Source organism: Nakamurella sp. (genome assembly GCF_048594475.1).
In the GTDB taxonomy this organism is placed as follows: domain Bacteria; phylum Actinomycetota; class Actinomycetes; order Mycobacteriales; family Nakamurellaceae; genus Nakamurella.
In genome coordinates this window covers 14,900-31,469 of sequence record NZ_JBMDXT010000485.1, presented here as the reverse complement: position 1 = coordinate 31,469, position 16,570 = coordinate 14,900, and the positions used below count along the sequence as shown (strand labels likewise).

22 protein-coding genes are annotated in these 16,570 nt (G+C 74.1%); 11 read left to right on the top strand and 11 right to left on the bottom strand.

Annotated features, from left to right (window positions below):
• Positions 1-4: 4 nt before the first annotated feature.
• A complete protein-coding gene (locus ACOJUF_RS22050; protein WP_420123955.1) occupies positions 5-817 on the bottom strand; it encodes an SAM-dependent methyltransferase in 813 nt (270 codons plus the stop codon).
• A gap of 190 nt (positions 818-1,007) precedes the next feature.
• On the opposite strand from ACOJUF_RS22050, the gene ACOJUF_RS22045 reads away from it, so the two are divergent.
• The 4 genes from ACOJUF_RS22045 (at position 1,008) to ACOJUF_RS22030 (ending at position 2,560) form a co-directional block, all read left to right on the top strand.
• Positions 1,008-1,406, top strand: coding sequence for a hypothetical protein (locus ACOJUF_RS22045; protein ID WP_420123954.1), 399 nt, complete (start codon positions 1,008-1,010; stop codon positions 1,404-1,406).
• Entirely contained in the window at positions 1,403-1,609 is a 207-nt protein-coding gene (locus ACOJUF_RS22040) for a DUF6186 family protein (RefSeq protein WP_420123953.1), read from the top strand. The genes ACOJUF_RS22045 and ACOJUF_RS22040 overlap by 4 nt, the downstream gene beginning before the upstream one ends.
• A 150-nt stretch (positions 1,610-1,759) precedes the next feature.
• On the top strand, positions 1,760-1,909 hold the full coding sequence (locus ACOJUF_RS22035) for a hypothetical protein (RefSeq protein ID WP_420123952.1): 150 nt from the start codon (positions 1,760-1,762) through the stop codon (positions 1,907-1,909).
• Between the two features lie 150 nt (positions 1,910-2,059).
• Positions 2,060-2,560 carry a metallophosphoesterase family protein gene (locus ACOJUF_RS22030; protein ID WP_420123971.1) on the top strand — a complete coding sequence of 167 codons (501 nt, stop codon included), beginning with the start codon at positions 2,060-2,062 and terminating at the stop codon, positions 2,558-2,560.
• A 28-nt stretch (positions 2,561-2,588) separates the two neighbouring features.
• Here the strand turns inward: ACOJUF_RS22030 and ACOJUF_RS22025 are convergent, their stop codons facing one another.
• The 6 genes from ACOJUF_RS22025 to ACOJUF_RS22000 all read right to left on the bottom strand — a co-directional run bounded on the left by ACOJUF_RS22025 (position 2,589) and on the right by ACOJUF_RS22000 (position 7,065).
• Complete coding sequence (locus ACOJUF_RS22025; protein ID WP_420123951.1) at positions 2,589-3,296, bottom strand: maleylpyruvate isomerase N-terminal domain-containing protein; 708 nt, start codon at positions 3,294-3,296, stop codon at positions 2,589-2,591.
• Positions 3,293-4,441, bottom strand: a complete 1,149-nt coding sequence (locus tag ACOJUF_RS22020; RefSeq protein WP_420123950.1) for an MFS transporter — start codon at positions 4,439-4,441, stop codon at positions 3,293-3,295. The genes ACOJUF_RS22025 and ACOJUF_RS22020 overlap by 4 nt, the downstream gene beginning before the upstream one ends.
• Before the next feature lie 75 nt (positions 4,442-4,516).
• Positions 4,517-4,765, bottom strand: coding sequence for a hypothetical protein (locus ACOJUF_RS22015; RefSeq protein WP_420123949.1), 249 nt, complete (start codon positions 4,763-4,765; stop codon positions 4,517-4,519).
• Positions 4,766-5,734 carry a hydroxymethylglutaryl-CoA lyase gene (locus ACOJUF_RS22010; protein WP_420123948.1) on the bottom strand — a complete coding sequence of 323 codons (969 nt, stop codon included), beginning with the start codon at positions 5,732-5,734 and terminating at the stop codon, positions 4,766-4,768.
• A 90-nt stretch (positions 5,735-5,824) separates the two neighbouring features.
• Positions 5,825-6,601, bottom strand: a complete 777-nt coding sequence (locus ACOJUF_RS22005) for a class I SAM-dependent methyltransferase (protein WP_420123947.1) — start codon at positions 6,599-6,601, stop codon at positions 5,825-5,827.
• Positions 6,598-7,065 carry a GNAT family acetyltransferase gene (locus ACOJUF_RS22000; RefSeq protein WP_420123946.1) on the bottom strand — a complete coding sequence of 156 codons (468 nt, stop codon included), beginning with the start codon at positions 7,063-7,065 and terminating at the stop codon, positions 6,598-6,600. The genes ACOJUF_RS22005 and ACOJUF_RS22000 overlap by 4 nt, the downstream gene beginning before the upstream one ends.
• A 112-nt stretch (positions 7,066-7,177) precedes the next feature.
• On the opposite strand from ACOJUF_RS22000, the gene ACOJUF_RS21995 reads away from it, so the two are divergent.
• From ACOJUF_RS21995 to ACOJUF_RS21980, 4 genes are read left to right on the top strand one after another with little or no spacing between them, the layout of a single operon-like run.
• Positions 7,178-8,827 carry a peptidoglycan-binding domain-containing protein gene (locus ACOJUF_RS21995; RefSeq protein ID WP_420123945.1) on the top strand — a complete coding sequence of 550 codons (1,650 nt, stop codon included), beginning with the start codon at positions 7,178-7,180 and terminating at the stop codon, positions 8,825-8,827.
• On the top strand, positions 8,824-9,507 hold the full coding sequence (locus tag ACOJUF_RS21990; protein WP_420123944.1) for a hypothetical protein: 684 nt from the start codon (positions 8,824-8,826) through the stop codon (positions 9,505-9,507). Before ACOJUF_RS21995 ends, ACOJUF_RS21990 begins: the two co-directional genes overlap by 4 nt.
• Positions 9,504-11,087 (top strand): hypothetical protein, encoded by a 1,584-nt coding sequence (locus ACOJUF_RS21985; RefSeq protein WP_420123943.1) that lies wholly within the window; start codon positions 9,504-9,506, stop codon positions 11,085-11,087. Before ACOJUF_RS21990 ends, ACOJUF_RS21985 begins: the two co-directional genes overlap by 4 nt.
• Positions 11,087-11,536: a YbjN domain-containing protein gene (locus ACOJUF_RS21980; RefSeq protein ID WP_420123942.1), complete on the top strand. Its 450-nt coding sequence runs from the start codon at positions 11,087-11,089 to the stop codon at positions 11,534-11,536. The genes ACOJUF_RS21985 and ACOJUF_RS21980 overlap by 1 nt, the downstream gene beginning before the upstream one ends.
• A gap of 37 nt (positions 11,537-11,573) precedes the next feature.
• Here ACOJUF_RS21980 and ACOJUF_RS21975 read toward each other — a convergent pair whose 3' ends face one another.
• On the bottom strand, positions 11,574-12,326 hold the full coding sequence (locus ACOJUF_RS21975; RefSeq protein WP_420123941.1) for a glycoside hydrolase family 16 protein: 753 nt from the start codon (positions 12,324-12,326) through the stop codon (positions 11,574-11,576).
• Positions 12,327-12,403: 77 nt separating this feature from the next.
• Between ACOJUF_RS21975 and ACOJUF_RS21970 the strand changes: the two genes are divergently transcribed.
• On the top strand, positions 12,404-12,751 hold the full coding sequence (locus ACOJUF_RS21970) for a VOC family protein (RefSeq protein WP_420123940.1): 348 nt from the start codon (positions 12,404-12,406) through the stop codon (positions 12,749-12,751).
• Here ACOJUF_RS21970 and ACOJUF_RS21965 read toward each other — a convergent pair.
• Positions 12,739-12,966, bottom strand: a complete 228-nt coding sequence (locus ACOJUF_RS21965; RefSeq protein WP_420123939.1) for a hypothetical protein — start codon at positions 12,964-12,966, stop codon at positions 12,739-12,741. The two genes, ACOJUF_RS21970 and ACOJUF_RS21965, sit on opposite strands and share 13 nt — an antisense overlap.
• A 159-nt stretch (positions 12,967-13,125) precedes the next feature.
• Positions 13,126-13,881: a DeoR/GlpR family DNA-binding transcription regulator gene (locus ACOJUF_RS21960; RefSeq protein WP_420123970.1), complete on the bottom strand. Its 756-nt coding sequence runs from the start codon at positions 13,879-13,881 to the stop codon at positions 13,126-13,128.
• Between the two features lie 83 nt (positions 13,882-13,964).
• Between ACOJUF_RS21960 and ACOJUF_RS21955 the strand changes: the two genes are divergently transcribed.
• Both ACOJUF_RS21955 and ACOJUF_RS21950 read left to right on the top strand, forming a co-directional pair.
• Positions 13,965-14,663: an NUDIX domain-containing protein gene (locus ACOJUF_RS21955; RefSeq protein ID WP_420123938.1), complete on the top strand. Its 699-nt coding sequence runs from the start codon at positions 13,965-13,967 to the stop codon at positions 14,661-14,663.
• 28 nt (positions 14,664-14,691) lie between these two features.
• Positions 14,692-15,579 (top strand): alpha/beta fold hydrolase, encoded by an 888-nt coding sequence (locus ACOJUF_RS21950; protein WP_420123937.1) that lies wholly within the window; start codon positions 14,692-14,694, stop codon positions 15,577-15,579.
• A gap of 25 nt (positions 15,580-15,604) precedes the next feature.
• Here the strand turns inward: ACOJUF_RS21950 and ACOJUF_RS21945 are convergent, their stop codons facing one another.
• Positions 15,605-16,570: a squalene cyclase gene (locus ACOJUF_RS21945; protein WP_420123936.1), complete on the bottom strand. Its 966-nt coding sequence runs from the start codon at positions 16,568-16,570 to the stop codon at positions 15,605-15,607.

The window sequence follows — 16,570 nt, the reverse complement described above, 5'->3', positions numbered from 1 at the left end:
CCGGCTATGCGGTCACCTTCACACCCACCCCGGCGAAACCGACCATCCGCTCGATCTCGGGGGTGTCGGCCGAGGCCGGCTCGGGGCGCCACTGCTGGATCGGCACGACACCGGGCTCCTCGAGGACGAAACCCTGGAACAGCGCTTCGATCCGGTCCCGGGTGCGCATCGTCATCGGGGTCGGGGTGCGCGCGTAGAGCTGCTGATGACGCGCGGCCAGCTCGGGCTGCCCGTCCGAGCTCGCGTGGGAGACGATCAGCAGGCTGCCGGGGGCCAGGGCCGCGGCCAGCCGCCCGATCACCCCGGCCGGGTCGTCGCCGTCCGGGACGAAGTGCAACAGGGCGACCAGCAACACCGCGACCGGACGGGTCAGGTCGAGCAGCCCGCGAACGGCATCGTCGGCCAGGATCGCCTCGGGCCGGCGCAGGTCCCCCTGGAGCACGACGGTGGCCGGGTCGTCGCCCAGGATGGCCCGGCTGTGGGCGATGGCGATCGGGTCGATGTCGACGTACACCACCCGGCACCGGGAGTCGGCCTGCTGGGCCACCTCGTGGGTGTTGCCCGCCGTCGGGATCCCGGAACCGATGTCCAGGAACTGGGTGATGCCACGATCGACCGCGTACCGGATCGCGCGGCGCAGGAACGCCCGGTTGGCCTGCATCATGACGGGCAGCTCGGGCCACATGCCGATGGCCTCCTTGGCCATCGCCCGGTCGGCCGGGAAGTTGTGGAAGCCGCCGAGGTAGTAGTCGTAGACCCGGGCGGCGCTGGGCCGGTCCAGATCGATCTCCGGTGGCGCCCAACTCGGTCGCGTCATCTCACCCCTCGCCCGGTCGTCACGACAGGGCCGGGTCATCCCGACGACGGGACGTCCCGGTCCGATGCGGTCCTAGTGTTGCATTGCGCACCGACGATTCGTAGGGCGAACCGGCCGGCAATCGTGCGGTCCCGGGCCGATCGGCCGCGTCGGGCGGGTCGGGCGGGTCGGCCGCCCGTACGCTCGCCGGGTGCCGTGGCCCACCGCGCTCCCGCCCGTCCTCCCGACGGCGGCCGCGGTCGGGTACGCCGCACTCGCCGCGTTCCTGGCGCCGTTGACCTGGCCGGCCATGCTGGCGACCCTGCCACCACTGGCGGTGGGCGGGTGGGCCGCCCTCCGGTCCCCGGTGCCCGCGGCGCGGCGCCCGATCGGCCGGCGCCGGGTGCTTCCCTGGCTGCTGGTGGTCGTCGCCGGCACCGCTTGGGAGGTGGTCGCCCTGGTCCGGTCGCCGCGCGCGGACTACCCCACCATCAGCTCGATCATCAGCCCGCTCGCCGGCACCCAGTGGTGGTTCCGGTTCGCCGGGTACCTGCTCTGGTTCGCCGCCGGTGTCTGGCTGGTCCGGCAGGTCGGCCGGGAAGCGGCATGACGACCCGCACCGTCTTCCTGGCCGGGTACCTGGTCATCGGGCTGGCCCTGGCCGGCCTGGTGCTGCTGTCCCGACGGGCCCCGTCGGCGGTGGCCGGTCCGACCGAGCTGGCCCGGGCCGCCACCCGCCGCCGCGCCGGCCGGGTGATCGTCTTCCTCGCCGGGTGGTGGATCGGGTTCCATGTCCTCGCCCGCTCGGGGTGAGGGCTGGTAGCGGGTATGACCGGGCTCTGTCAAGAGGGTGAGTGGGTTCACATCTGTTTCGGGCATCTTTCCGGAGGGTCACGGCGTCATTAATGGTGTCATTCCCGGTCGTAGTGGACGACAACGACGCGTAAGAAGGAGCGCTGAACAATGATGAAGAGTCACCGGTCGGTGTCGCAGCGGCTGGCCGATCGCCGGTCCCGTCGCCTGATCAACAAGGCGATCGCCGAGGCCCCGTCGCAGACGATGCGGAACGAGCTGCTGGTCGTTGCGCAGCGCCAACTGGGTTCGCTGCGCTGATCCGAGGCCGACCCGCCCGAAGGATGGTTTCCGCCCCCGCGGACACCATCCTTTCGTCGTTGCGGGGCCTTGCGGGCCGTGCGCCGGACCCCGCCCTACAGTGGCGCGATGGGTGATGCGCAGGGAGGCGGCCGGCCGCCGGACCGCGCGCTGGACCTGGTGCTGATCGCCGACACCCACGTGCCCGCCCGGGCCCGCGATCTGCCGGCCCCGCTGTGGTCGGCGATCGACGCGGCCGACGTCGTCGTCCACGCCGGTGACTGGGTGAGCCCCGAGCTGCTCGACCGGTTCGAGGAGCGCTCGCGCCGGCTGCTGGCGGTCCGGGGCAACAACGACGGCCCGGAGCTGCGGCGCCGGCTGCCCGAGGTCGCCCGGACGACCCTGGGCGGGCTGCGGTTCGCGGTCGTCCACGAGACCGGTGGGCGGGACGGGCGGGAGCGCCGCGCCGACGCCGCCTACCCCGACACCGACGTCCTGGTCTTCGGCCACAGCCACATCCCGTGGGACACGGTGTCGCCGCGGGGGTTGCGGCTGCTCAATCCGGGATCCCCGACCGACCGGCGGCGGCAGCCGTTCTGCACCTACCTGACCGCCCGCGTCGCCGACGGTGCGCTCTCGGCGGTCGACCTGCACCGGCTCGAGCGGCGCTGATCGGGCGCGTCCGCCCTACCCGGCCGGCTCAGCCCAGCACCGGGAACGCGGCGGCGCCGTCGCCGAGTTCGGCCGCCTGCGCCGCCGTGAGGGGCCGGCGTCCGGTCCCGGCCAGGACGACCTCCACATCGGACCAACCGGCCGGCAGGTCCCGCGCCGCTCGTGCCCGGATCGTCGCGCGGGCCAGCCGCAGGCCGGCGGCGGCGGGCGGGTCGACGGCCAGCTCCCGACCCAGATCCAGGTGATGGACCGTAATCTCGACCGCCCAGGTGGCCAGGAAGTCGCCCGTCGCCAGCACCCGCCCCTGGAACGCCACGGCCCCGGGCGCGAGCGCACCGGCCGCCCGGAGCACCCCATCGGCGGTCGGCCGCAGATGGCCGACCGCGCCGGTCGGCCGGCGGTAGGCGGCGCCGAGAGCGCGGACGAACCGGATGCCGGCGACGGGATCGGCGTCGGGATCGCTGCGTGGCACCGGGACCGACCAGTAGCCGGCCGCGTCGGTGTCCGGCGCGCGGTCGGTCGGGTGCACCAGGCCGAGCAGCATGTCCTGCAGCCCCAGATGGACGTGCACGAGCGTGTCGCCGACCGTCCAGCCCCGGCACCGTCCGGCCGCCAGCAGGTCGGTGTCGTCCAGCGTCTCGGCGACCGCCAGCAGCCTGGACAGGGCGGCGCGGAACCCCGCCAGCCCGTCGTGATGGCTGACCCGCAGGGTGCCGGCGGGCGTGGGCGCGCTCATGGCACGCTCCCGTGGCCCCGGGCGGCGACGACGGCCGCGACCGCGGTGCCGACGACGAGCACCGCGCAGCCGGCCATCGCCAGGGTCAGGCTGGAACCGGCGGCGACCGCCCCGATCAGCAGGGCGCCGACCGCCGTTCCGGCGTCGTAGGTGGCGTTCCAGGCGGCGCTGGCCGGAGCTCGCCGGTCGGGCCCGGACAGCTCGAAACTCAGCAGCAGGGTCAGGTTCTGCACGCCGCCGTAGGCGATGCCGAACACGGCGGCCCCGACCGCCACGAGCACCCCCGACCAGCCGCCGGCCCCGGCGGCGCCCCAGGCGAGCAGGGCCAGCCCGACCACGCCGATCGCCGCCACGGTCGGCAGGAGCCGGGCCGAGCCGGTGCGGTCGGCCAGGCTGCCGGCACGCCAGCGGGCCAGCGCGGAGGTGATGCCGAGCAGCAGCAGGGCCCAGGTCACCGCCGCGCCCGAACCGGCGAGCTGGACCGGCACGATGGCGAAGATGCCGCCGCCGGCCAGGGTCATCGCCAGCAGCAGGGCCAGCACACCGGCCAGGGACAGCACCGGCAGCCGGGGTCGCGCGGCCCGACGGTCCGCCGGCGGGGGCGGCGGCGGGAACCGCCGGACGAGCGGGATCGCCAGCACCGGGACCGCGCCGAGCACCGCGACCACGGCGAAGTGGCCCGCCTCGGTCAGCGCCACCGCGGCCGGCACGGCGGCGACGTTGGGCACCGCGACCGCCAGCCCGTACAGCCCGATCGCCCGCCCGTGGCTGCCCGGGGGCGCGATCTGGGTGGCCACCAGCGGGGTCAGCACGGTCAGGATGGCGAAGCCGAGACCGCGGACCGCCGAGACCAGCAGCAGCCACCACAGCTCGTCCCGCAGGAGCAGCAGGGGAGTGGGCGCCCCGAGGGCGAGCAGCCCGACGGCCAGCGTCGCCGGCTGCCCGATACGTCGCACCGCGGCCGGCACGAGCAGCTGGCAGGCCACCGTGGCGACCAGCATGACCGTCGTGACCAGGCCGGCCAGCGCCTCCGGGACCCCCTGGCCCACCGCGTAGAGGGGCAGGGCGGACAGCGTCAGGAAGAAGGACGTGAAGCCCAGCAAGGACATCGCGACCAGCGCGGGCATCCCCGGAATGCGCAGCATCAACCCTCCCGACCCGCCGAGGGTACGGGGTCGGCCGGCCGGCCCGAGCACACCGGCCGGATCACCGGGGTCCGGTCAGCCGGGCGGCTCGTCCGGCTGACGGGCGGGCGGGTCGCCCGGCTCGCCCGGCGGCTGGACCCGCTCGTCCTGGACCCGGATCTCGATGCGCGCACGGTGGGCGGCCGGATGCCACAGCTCCTCGAACGGGCCGGCGACCGCACCCGAGATCCGGCGGCCGCGCTGGCGCCGGGCGACCCACCCGAGGCCACCCAGCACGGCGCCGAACAGCAGCACGGTGGCCGTGAGGGCCAGCAGGGCGGCCATCTATCCGGCCGGCCGAGGCGGGTCGCCGGCGGCCGCCGGCGCGCCGCGCGGCCGGTTGCGCCCGCCGGCCCGGAACAGGTTGCTCTCCAGCGGATGCCCGACCAGCTCGGTGGCCAACGCGGACGCCGCCAGCACCGCGGCAAGATCGACGCCGGTGCCGATGCCGGCGTCGTCCAGGACGTAGACCAACTCCTCGGTGGCGATGTTCCCGCTGGCCCCGGGGGCGAACGGGCACCCGCCCAGCCCGCCGACCGACGCGTCGAGCCGGGTGATGCCGGTCAGCACGGCGGCGAACGCGCTGGCGATTCCGGTGCCGCGGGTGTTGTGGAAGTGCGCGCCCAGCGGGACGGCGTCGGCCCCCGGCGCCCCGCCGAGCGCGGCCCGCACCGCGTCGAACAGCCGCCAGACCCGCACCGGTGTGGTGGTGCCGATGGTGTCGCCGAAGCAGAGCTGGTCCGCGCCGAGCTCCACCGCGCGGGCGGCGATGCCGGCCGTGCGCGCCGGATCGGTGGGGCCGTCGAACGGGCAGTCCCAACTGACCGCGATGATCACCTCGAGACGCCCGCCCGCGTCGTGGACGATCCGGGCGACCTCGGCGACCTCGTCCACCGCCTGCCGGGTGGATCGGCGCGCGTTGGCCCGGCTGTGCCCGTCCGACGCCGACACCACGTACTCGACGGTCCGCAACCCGGTGGCCACCGCCCGGCGGGCGCCGTTCGGCGAGGCGACCAGACCCGACCAGTCCACCCCGGGGACGGCCCGCACGTACTCGGCGACCGCCTCCGCGTCGGCCATGGCCGGCACGGCACGCGGGGAGACGAATGCGGTGGCCTCGATCCGCCGCACGCCGGTGGCGACGAGGGCGTCGATCAGCCGGATCTTGTCCGCCGTGTCGATCGGCCGCTCGATCTGCAGGCCGTCCCGCGGTCCCACCTCGCGGACGTCGACCCGGGGCGGCAGTTCGATCATGGTGCATCCCTTCGCGCGTTCGTCGTTCGCAGTGTCCGGCCGGACGGGCGGCCCGGCAATATCCCGGCCGGAGTGTCGGACGCCGGATGGTCACCGGTCCGGTACCAGCTCCGCACGCAGCTGGAGGAACCGGAACACCCCGGGGTCGCCGGCCACGGCCTCGTAGCCCGCGACCACCTCGCCGACCCAGGCCGGTACCTTGTCGGCGGCCAGCCGGGCCGTCCAGTCGGCGAACCCGACGGTGCACCAGTCGGTGAACGCCGCCCGCGAACCGAAGTCCCACCGCAGGTCGACGACCTGCTGCGCGACGACCTGCAGGCCGGCCGCCGCGGCCAGCGCCGGGTACTCGACCGGCTCGACGTGGCGGAACGGCACGACCAACCCGGCGAACGCCCCGGCCCACCGCGGGCGCTCGCACACCTGCATCGCGATCCGCTCCAGGCTCGGCCGCGGCCCGGCACACACCTGCTGGACGGCCACCCGACCGCCCGGCCGCAGGGTGCCGGCGATCGCCCGCAGCGCGGCCACCTGGTCACTCACCCAGTGCAGGGCGTTGAACGAGACGACGACGTCGAACTCGGGCCCGAAGGGCAGGTCACGCGCGTCGGCCACCAGGAACTCGACGGGCCGGCCGGGCGGGTCGGGTCGCGATCGGGCCACCTCGATCATCCGCGGGGAGGCGTCCACCCCGACGACCGCGCCGGCGGGCAGCCGGTCGGCGATCAACCGCGTGACGTACCCGTCGCCGCAGCCGACGTCCAGGACCCGTTCGGTGCCCCGGAACGCCATCGCGCCCAACGCCTCCCGGGCGAGATGGCGTTGCAGCCCGCTGATCCGCTCGTATCCGGCCCCGTCCCAGTCGGTCACGGCTGTACGGTCCTCCTCCCCGTCATCGGCGGCCGCTCGGTCGCCGGTTCGTCGGCGATCAACCGCTTGCCCAGGACGACCGTGTGATCGGGTTCGTACCCCAGTACGGCGTAGAAGCCCACGGCGAGGTCGTTCCCGGCGCGCACCTGGAGCGAGATCTTGGGACAGCCCAGCGCCGTCAGTTCCCGCTCGATCACATCCATCAGGCGGCGGGCCAGTCCCGTCTGCCGGCACCCCGGGTCGACGGCGAGGTAGTTCACCCACCCGCGATGGCCGTCGTACCCGGCCATCACGCTGGCGACGACGGCGGCACCGCGGAGGCCGACCAGGAACAAGCCGGGTTGCACCGTGAGCTTGCGCTCGATGTCCCGGCGCGGGTCGTTCCACGGCCGGGTCAACTCGCAGCGCTCCCAGAGCGCGACCACCGCCTCGGTGTCACCCCGCTCGAACGGCCGGATCAGCATCGGCCGACGGTACGCCCGGCCGCCGACACCGCGGTGCAGACCTGGGTTCCCTTTCGGGCAGGGTTCGGCGCCACCCGCCGCCACCCGGACCGCGCCGACCTACCGTGGACCGATGGCCGACCGGGCGCACCGTGCCCCGCACCCCCGCCTGCCCGGTCCGACCGCCGGGCCGGGCCCGCGCACCCCCGAGCATCCGATCGCCGCGCTGCAGCGGCAGGTCGGCAACCGGGTCGTGGCCGAGTACGTGCAGGCCCTGGCCGTGCAGCGGGTCAAGGAGGGCGACGGGCCGACCACGGACATCGGCATCATCCAGCAGCAGCTCAACCACGTCGGCGCGGCGCCCCGGCTGGCCATCACCGGCCGGTTCGACGCGGCCACCACGACCGCGACCAAGGCGTTCCAGAAGAAGCTGATCGCCGAGGGCATCGCCGGGGTGAGCGAGGACGGCGTCGTCGACGGCATCACCCACACCCAGCTCAAGGCCCGGGCGCCATCGGTGTCGATCAGCGGCAACGACACCGTGGTGAACGGCCCCGGCAACACCCAGGTGCCGTCCAATCCGGCCGCCGGCACGCACGCCCAGTTGCAGGTCGGGGCGAAGGGCGTCGCCGTCAAGGAACTGCAGGAGCGACTCAACAACAGCGGGGCCGCCGGGGCCAAGCTCAAGGTCGACGGCATCTTCGGCCCCAAGACCGACGGCGGGCTCAAGGCGTTCCAAACGTCGGTGCCGGTGCCGGCCACCGGGATCGCCGACCCGGCCACCTGGGCGAAGCTGGAGACGGCGGGCGCCGCGACGCAAGGCCACGTGGAGTTCGACTGGCTCGAGGAGGTCGAGGGGGTCAAGGGGGTCGGCCTGACCGCGGCGTACGACTGGAAGCTGTCCAAGACCGCCCTGTCGATCACCGCGAACATCGCCTTCCACAAGAAGCAGTCCGGGGTCGACGGGCGGATCGACCAGTGGCTCTCCGACATCAAGCAGATCTGGAGCACGTTCAAGGCGGTCAACACCGGTGACCCCAAGCGCAAGTCGATGGATCTGAACTTCGAGGCCAAGCGGGGCAAGGGTCACGACGTCGACGTGTTCCGGTTCGACCCGAAGCTGCCCAAGGCCAAACGCGCGCTGAGCCGGTCGGATTCGGGCACCTGGTACACGATCGACAAGGACCGCTCGCTGGCGCCGCACGAGTTCGGCCACCTCATCGGCCTGGCCGACGAGTACAACCGCACCGAGGAGCACTATCTCAAGGTCACCGGCGAGGAACCGGCCGTCGGCGACGTCGCCGGAGCGGCCGCCGACGCCACCAAGCTGGCCGGCGACATCAAGGGCAAGCTGCCTCTGGACGACAAGATCGCCGCACCGGCCGCGACCGACGACCCGGCCTGGGGGGCCAACCTGGCCGGCGTCATCAACCCCAAGCTCGGCACCAAGCAGGGCGGCTTCTCCCGCCTCGTGGCCCAGGAGTACGCCACCGCCAACGCCGGCGCGTCGGTCTACGCCGACATCCAGAAGGCCTTCAACGACAAGGGTGTCACCGGGTTCCACGAGAACTTCCGGCTCTGCGTGACACCGTTCCTGTACTCCAACCGGAGCCTGATGGGCACCATGGAGACGACGCCGGCGAAGGGTGGTGGCGGCAAGGCCGCCCCGGCCCATCAACACCCGATCGAGCCGCGGCACGTGCAGCCCTACGTCGACCTGCTGGCCCGGGAATGGGCGCTGCAGACGGGCAAGGCCGACAAGTGGATTCCGGAGCGCCGATGACCGTCCGCTACGTGTGCACGACCCCCGGACCGCACGGGCAGTCCTCGGGGGTCGAGATCGACAACGACTTCGTCGCGGCCGGCTGGCAGACCGACGGCGGGACGGTCGGCCGGTTCGGGCGACCCCTGGACGGGGCCGAACGCGACGGGCTGGTCCGAGCGCTGACCGCCGCCCGGGCCGAGCCGGCCCCGCCCGCCGGCGGCCCGCGCCGGCCGGGCGCCGGCACCGAGCGCATCATCGCCGACGGTGTCGACCTGACCGTCACGGACGAGGTCGACCCGGCCGCCGTCGAGCTCGTCGAGCGGGTCCGGGAGCTGGCCGAGCGGCTGACCGGAAGCCCGGTCGCCGCGATCGTTCTCGACGTCGACGGACCGCCGTGGACGGTTCGGCTGCGGCATGCCGGCGACACCGACCTGACCGTGCGCGCGGCCGCGCTGACGGTCTCGACGACCGTGTTCGGCCCGGACAGCGAGATCCTCGACAGCACCGAGCACATCGTCGAGCGGGCCGCGGACGACGACCGCGCAGGTCCGGGTTGGACCCTGGACCTGGTCGAGAACGGCGACGGCGCGGCCGTTCCGGCGGGCGGGTTCGCCGCCGTGACGGTCACCGGGGCGCAGGCCGACGTCCGCGGGGACGGGATCGTGCGCGAGGTCGAGTGGGGATGGGTGAGCGAATGACCGTGATGGACGCCGCACCGGAGGGAAAGTCGATCCGGTCGATGTTCGGCGGCCGGACGGCCGCGCCGGCCGGGCCGCCGCGCCGGCTGTCCGAATCGGACCTGTGGGACCGGCAACGGCAGTTCTACGAACGGGACGCGGCCGCCCTGTGGGGCACCGCGACGGTGCCGCACGGCATCACCGGCAACCCGCGCATCGCCGCCACCTACGCCCGGGTGACGCTGGAGTTCCTGCGGCGGGTTCCGGGGGCGGACGGCGGCACGCCGGACCCGGTGCTGATCGAGTTCGGCGGCGGCTCCGGCCGGTTCGCCTACCTGCTGCTGCAGGCGCTGCGCGACCTGGCCCCCGACCTGCGCGCGACCTACGTGCTGACCGACTTCTCGGCCCAGCGGGTGGCCGGCTGGGCCGCCCATCCGGCGTTCCGGCCGTTCGTCGACGAGGGCCGGCTCGACTTCGCGGTGGTGGACGCGGACCGGCCGGGTCCGCTGGAGCTGGCCGTCTCCGGCCGGACCCTGGGCCCCGGGGAGCTGACCGGGCCCGTCGTCGGGATCGCCAACTACGTCTTCGACACCCTGCGCCAGGACAGTTACGCGGTCCGCGGCGGCCAGCTCCTGGAGGGCCGGGTGACCGATCCCGGCGACCCGCTCCGGCCGGACGCCGGCGGGATCGGCGAGCTGGCCTGGGTGACGGCGCCGTGTGCCGACGTGCCGGCGGACCTCGCCGGCATCCTGCACCACTACCGGGACACCCTGGACGACACCACGGTCCTGGTGCCGACCGGTGGCCTGCGGTGCCTGGAGCTGGTGACCGGTCTGACGACGGGCCCGACCTGCATGCTGGTCGCCGACAAGGGGCACCGCACCCCGGTCGAGTTGTGCTCGCAACCGGAGCCGGCGCTGGTGCCGCACGGCAGCGGGTTCTCCCTCATGGTCAACTTCGACCTGCTCGCCCGGTACGTCCGCGCCCGGGGCGGGTGGGCGGTGCTGCCGGCCCAGCCGGCCCGGAGTCTGGTGGTCGGCGTCTTCGCCCACCCCGGGCCGGCCGGCCTGGGCAACCCCGACGGGTTCGCCGCCGCCGTACAGGATCAGCTGCTGGACACGGGTCCGGACAACTACTTCACCCTGCGGCCCCTGCTGGGCGCGGCCACCACGCTCGAGGCGATGCTGGCCGGCCTGCGGCTGTCCCGGTTCGAGCCCGGCCTGTTCATCGAGCTGCTGCCCCGCCTGCTGGCGGAGCTGCCGGGCGCGGCCGAGCCGGTCCGGGCCGAGGTCGCCCAGGTGCTGAACCGGGTCTGGCGGTGCTGGTTCCCGATCGGCGAGCCGGTCGACCTGGCGTTGTGCCTGGGGCTGGCGTTCTCGGCGATGGACCGGTTCCCGCAGGCCGTCGAGTATCTGGAACTGTCCACCAAGGAGCATCCGGACAGCGCGCCGGCGGCGTTCGCGATGGCGGTCGCCCGGCGCGGCCTGCACGACCTGCGCGCCGCCGACGAGTGGGCCCGGCGCGCTCTGGCCGTGGAACCCGGCTTCTCCCAGGCCCGCGCGCTACGCGCGATGCTCGCCGCCGAGCTGGCGGAGGACTGATGTTCGCCGAGATGCTCGCGTTCCTGTCGGCCGATGGCTGGCCGGTCCGGCCCGGCACCTACGACGGCCTGCCGTGCATCGAGACCCGTTTCGTGGGGACCGATCTGGCCTGGGACTGCCGGGCCCGTCCGTACGATCCGTTCGGGCAGGTGGCCTTCGAATCCGTGCTGCCGGTACCCGTGCCCGCGTCGCACCGGGCGGCCGTGGCCGACCTGGTGGTGCGCACCAACTGGCGGCTGCTCACCGGCGCCTTCCAGTTCGACCCGGACACCGGGGATCTCGCGTTCCGGAGCATGGTCTTCCTGTCCCACGGCGCACCGCTGACCGGCGAACTGTGCCGGGGGCTGGTCTACGGCAACGTGCTGACCGTCGACCGGTGCGTGGCCGCGTTCGTCGCCACCGCGGCCGGCGGCGAGGTCGGTGCGGCGATCCGCGATCTGGCCCTGTGACCCGCCGGCGTCCGCCGCCGCGGGCGCGGACCGGCGGTCAGCCGATGGCCACCACCGATCTGACGACGGCGGTCTTGGGGTAGTCCGCGGGCTCGCGCGGGCCCGCATCGGGAAACTCGAACAGCCCGATCATCAACTGCAGCTCGTACGTGAGAGCCTGCCGGCTGGACTTGATCTCGACCCCGTCCACCGACAGCCGCACCCCGGAGCCGTCCCACTCCGCGGCGTAGACGTGCGGTTCGGTCGCGTCGATCGGCAGCACGACGTCCTGCAGGTCGGTGGTCAGCCGCGGGTCGTGGTGCGCCTTGATGCCGGTGCGCACGGTGGACCGGTCGCGGCCCGTCCGGTCGCCGAACACCTCGGCCAGGCAGATCTCACCGGAGTCCTGCGGGCCGAACGCCTCGAACCCGACCAACCAGATGCCCAGCATGCACAGCGGATCGGCGCTGGCCCGGGCCGCGACCTCCAGCCGCCCACCGGTCGGCGTCCACAGGCGGCGCACCGGCTGGTCGGTGACCACCCGCAGGCCGTCCAGGCGATGCCGGTGGGTTCCCGTCGCGCTGCCGACCGGACCGGCGAAGGTGCCGGTCTGCAGGTTGCTCACGCGCATCGGGCCGTCCGCGTCCCGCCAGGGGGGCTGATCGAACTCGACGCGCAGCTCCAGGCCGTCCGCACCGATGGACCAGCGTGCCCGTGACCGGTCGGGAGTGGTCCAGTGAGGCAGGTAGTGGTCGACCCACCGTTCCGGATCGAGCCGTCCCCCGCCGAAATCCTCCCGAAAGCTCCCCATCGACCCGACGATACGGACCCGACATCCGATGAGTCGGGCCCGGCGGCGCGGTCCACCCGAACGGAGGAGGCGCGCACATGGAGCTGGAACTGTTCGCCGGGGTGGCCGTGCGGGACTATCCCAGGGCGGTCGACTGGTACGAGCGGCTGTTCGGCCGGGCGCCGACGTTTCGCGCCCACGCCACCGAATGCGTGTGGACGCTGGCCGATCACCGGTCGATCTACGTCGCCCTCGATCCCGATCACGCCGGTCACGCCCGCATCACCTTCTTTCCGGCCGACCCGCCCGGATTCCTGGCCGGCGCCGCGAGCCGGGGGATCGCTCCGGCACGGACGGAGACCTATGACGGCGCCGTCCGCAAGGTGACCTTCCGGGACCCGGACGGCAACGAGATCGGCGTCGGCGGGCCGGTTCAGACCTCCTGACGCCCGCTCCACCCGGAGCGCCCGACCGCCGGGCGCCGATGCGGGCGACCGGGCGGATCCACGAGCATCGGCAGCAGGCACAGGGCACAGGCGACGACGGTGGCCAGCAGGATCAGCACCTCCTGCAACAGGCCGAGGGTCAGACCGGCCGCGACCGCGACCGCGACGACGACCGCACCGACCGCCAGCCAGCGCCGCCGGGATCGAACGTGCATCGCGCGCCGTCCTTTCGCTCCGTCCCCGGCCGGCCCGGCCCGACCCGTGGCCGACGACTGGACATCATGGCGCACAGTGCCCCCACTCCGCCCGGTCCAAACCGCGCCCGCCGGCCGGTCCTTCGGGTGCTGCTCAGTGCGCCGTGGCCTGCCGCCCGGTCAGGGCGCCCGCAGGACGGTCACCCCGTCGTCGGCCAGGGCCGCGAGGGTGTCGTTCGGCGGGCAGTCGGTGACCACCGCGGCCACCTCGTCCAGGGGGAGCACCTGGTAGCGGGAGACGGCGCCGATCTTCTCCACACTGGCCAGCACGTAGGTCTCGGCGGCCCGGCGGGACAGCGCCCGCTTCATGGCGGCCTCGTCCGGATCGCCGGTGGTCAGGCCGGCGGTCGGGTGCACACCGGTCACGCCGAGCAGGAACAGGTCGGCCGAGACGGTGCCGGCGGCCTCGACCGCCGCCGCGCCGCAGGTGACCGCCGAGTGCTTGAACAGCCGGCCGCCCAGCAGGTAGACCTCGACCCGCGGATGCTCCACCAACGCGCTCGCGATGGTCGGGCTGTGCGTGATCACGGTGCCGTCGAGGTCCGGGGGCAGGGCCCGGGCCACCGCCAGGGTCGTCGTACCGCCGTCCAGGATGACGGTGCTCCCGGGCCGGATCAGTCCGGCGGCGTGGGCCGCGATCTGCTGCTTGCTGGCCGGCTCGACGTCGTGGCGGGCGGCGTAGTCGGCCAGCGCCGGCGACGCCGGGACCGCCCCGCCGTAGACGCGGTGGCACAGCCCGGCCGCCGCCAGCTCGCGCAGGTCGCGCCGGATGCTGTCGTCGGACAGGCCGAGTTCGGCGGCCAGGTCCCGCGCGACGAGTTTGCCGTCGGTGCGCAGACGCTGGATCAGCAGGTCACGTCGTTCGGCGGCCAGCACGGGCATCCTCCGGATCGATGGGCGTCGCACGTTGATGCACGCTTCTGCACGTTCATGCGTGATCGTGCACTACTGTACCCGGCATGACGACGACCGCCGGGCAGCCCGGCATCGATGTGCCCGACCATCGCGGTCGGACCGGCCTGGACCGCGCCGGCCGGGACCTGACCCGCAACCCCGACGTGGTGATCCGGTCGGTCGAGCTGACCTCCCAGGGCTGGCACGTGCTGCGCCGCACCACGTTCGACTTCCGGCGGCGGGACGGGCGATGGACCACCGAGCAGCGCGAGACCTACGACCGGGGCAACGGCAGCACGATCCTGCTGTACGACGCGCAACGGCGCACGGTCCTGCTGACCCGGCAGTTCCGCTACCCGGTCTACGTCAACGGCCACCCCGACGGACTGCTGGTGGAGGCTGCGGCCGGCCTGCTGGACGACGACGATCCGGAGACCGCGATCCGCCGGGAGGCGGCCGAGGAGCTGGGCGTCACCGTCCGCGAGCTGACCCATGTGTTCGACGTCTACATGAGCCCGGGGTCGGTGACCGAACGGGTGCACTTCTACGCGGCCCCGTACGGCCCCGGCGACCGGGTCGGCGCAGGCGGCGGTCTGGAGCACGACGGGGAGGACATCGAGGTGCTGGAACTGCCGATCGAGCAGGCCCTGGCCATGGTGCGCGACGGGCGGATCGCCGACGCCAAGACGATCATGCTGCTGCACTGGGCGGTCCTGCCCGGCGGACCGATGAGTCCGCCCGCGCCGGGCGGTCTGCCCGGGTGAACGATTCGCACCGGCCAGGAGGAACCCCATGACGACCGGCACCGCCGCTCCGATCACCCGCACGCTGCACCTGCCCGAGATCGATCTGGTCTTCGACGTGCGCGGTCCGCTGCCCACGGCGGACGGGCGCCCCCCGCTGCTGATGGTCGGCCAGCCGATGGACGCCGCCGGGTTCGGCGCGCTCGCCGGGCACTTCGCCGACCGCACCGTCGTCACCTACGACCCCCGCGGCGGGGTGGGCCGGTCGACCCGCAAGGACGGCCGGACCGAGGTGACGCCGCAGGACCAGGCGGCCGATCTGCATGCCCGCGTCGGCGAGATCGGCGGCCCGGTCGACGTCTTCGCCAGCAGCGGGGGAGCGGTCACCGCGCTGGCGATGGTCGCGGCCTACCCCGACGACGTCCGGGTCGCCGTGGCCCACGAGCCGCCGTTGCTGGGCGTCCTGCCCGATGCCGAAGCGGCTTTCGCCGGCGAGCGGGCCTTCCGGCAGGCCTACCGGGACCGCGGCTGGGGGGCCGGGATGGCCGCCTTCATCGCCTACACCTCGTGGCCGGGTGAGTTCACCCCTGAGTTCCTGGCCGCGCCGGCCCCGGACCCGGCCCAGTTCGGCCTGCCGGCCGCCGACGACGGCTCCCGCACCGACCCCCTGCTGTCCGGGGTCGCCGCCCCGATCACCGCCTACCGTCCGGACTTCGACGCCCTGCGCGCGGCGCCGACCCGCGTGGTGATCGCCGCCGGGGTCGAGTCGCGCGGCCTGATGACCTGGCGGTCGAGCCAGGCGGTGGCGGACGGCCTGGGCGTGGAGCTGACCGAGTTCCCCAGCCACCACGGCGGTTTCCTCGGCGGCGACTCGGGCTACGCCGGGCAGCCGGAGGCGTTCGCCGCGCGGCTGCGGGAGGTGCTGGACGCCGGCTGACCCGCCCGTCCGCCGGTCGGCGAGGTCAGTTCGCCCACCAGCGCAGCACCCGCAGGGCCAGCAGGGTGATCCAGGGGCTTGGCCGGCCAGGTCCGTCGTCCAGCCCGAACCAGACGCGGCCGGCCAGGTGCCGGTCGAGGGGCCAGCGCCCGTCCGGCCGGCGGCGGGCCAGCAGCCGTTCGATCGCATCTCCCAGCCGCGGGTCGGGCGAGGATCCGGTCGCGCGGAAGTGGTCCAGTCCGCGGAGCACGGTGAAGTGCCAGCGCGCCGGGTACAGCAGATCGAACATGGCCGGGTCGGCCGGCTCCCCGGTGCTCAACCGGCGGAACAGCCCACGCGCCAGCAGGTACTCCTCGCCGGCGGCGCGCGCGGCGCGGGTCGCCGCCGTGCCCCCGGTGGCCAGCTCGTGCTGCCAGAGGCCCTCGAGCACGTTGATCGTGGTGTCGAACGACGATCGCACCGATCCGGCGGCTCGCTCGCAGTTCCACCCGCCGTCGGGCTGCTGGTCCGCCAGCAGCCGCGTCACGATGGGTCCGACGTCGACGCCGAAGTAGGCGCCGTCGGCGACGGTCCGGCCGTTGATGCACTCCTCGACCTCGCCGGCCCAGAACGGCTGCCCGTCGTGGTCCCACCGGGCGTGCCGGCCGACCAGCTCGACGGTCCGCCGGGCCCGCTCACTGCCGGGATCGAGCCCGAGTTCGCGCAGCTGGGTGAGTGCGTAGGTGGTGGCCGTCCAGGGCTGTCCCTCCTGCGCCCATTGTTCGGGCGTGAACCCGGCCGGCACGAAAGCCCCGCCGGCCCATTGCCCGTCCGGGTCCTGGTGGGCGAGCAGGCGGGCACCCCACCCCTGCGTCTCCACCCGGGCCCGGTCCGGCCGCCAGGCCGCCGGCGGCTCGCCGAGCAGGTCGCGCCGGACCTGCCAGGCGATCGCCGGGTCGACCGCCAGCAGCCAGTCGATCCTCGCGTCGGCGGTGGCATCGCCTCCGGTCAT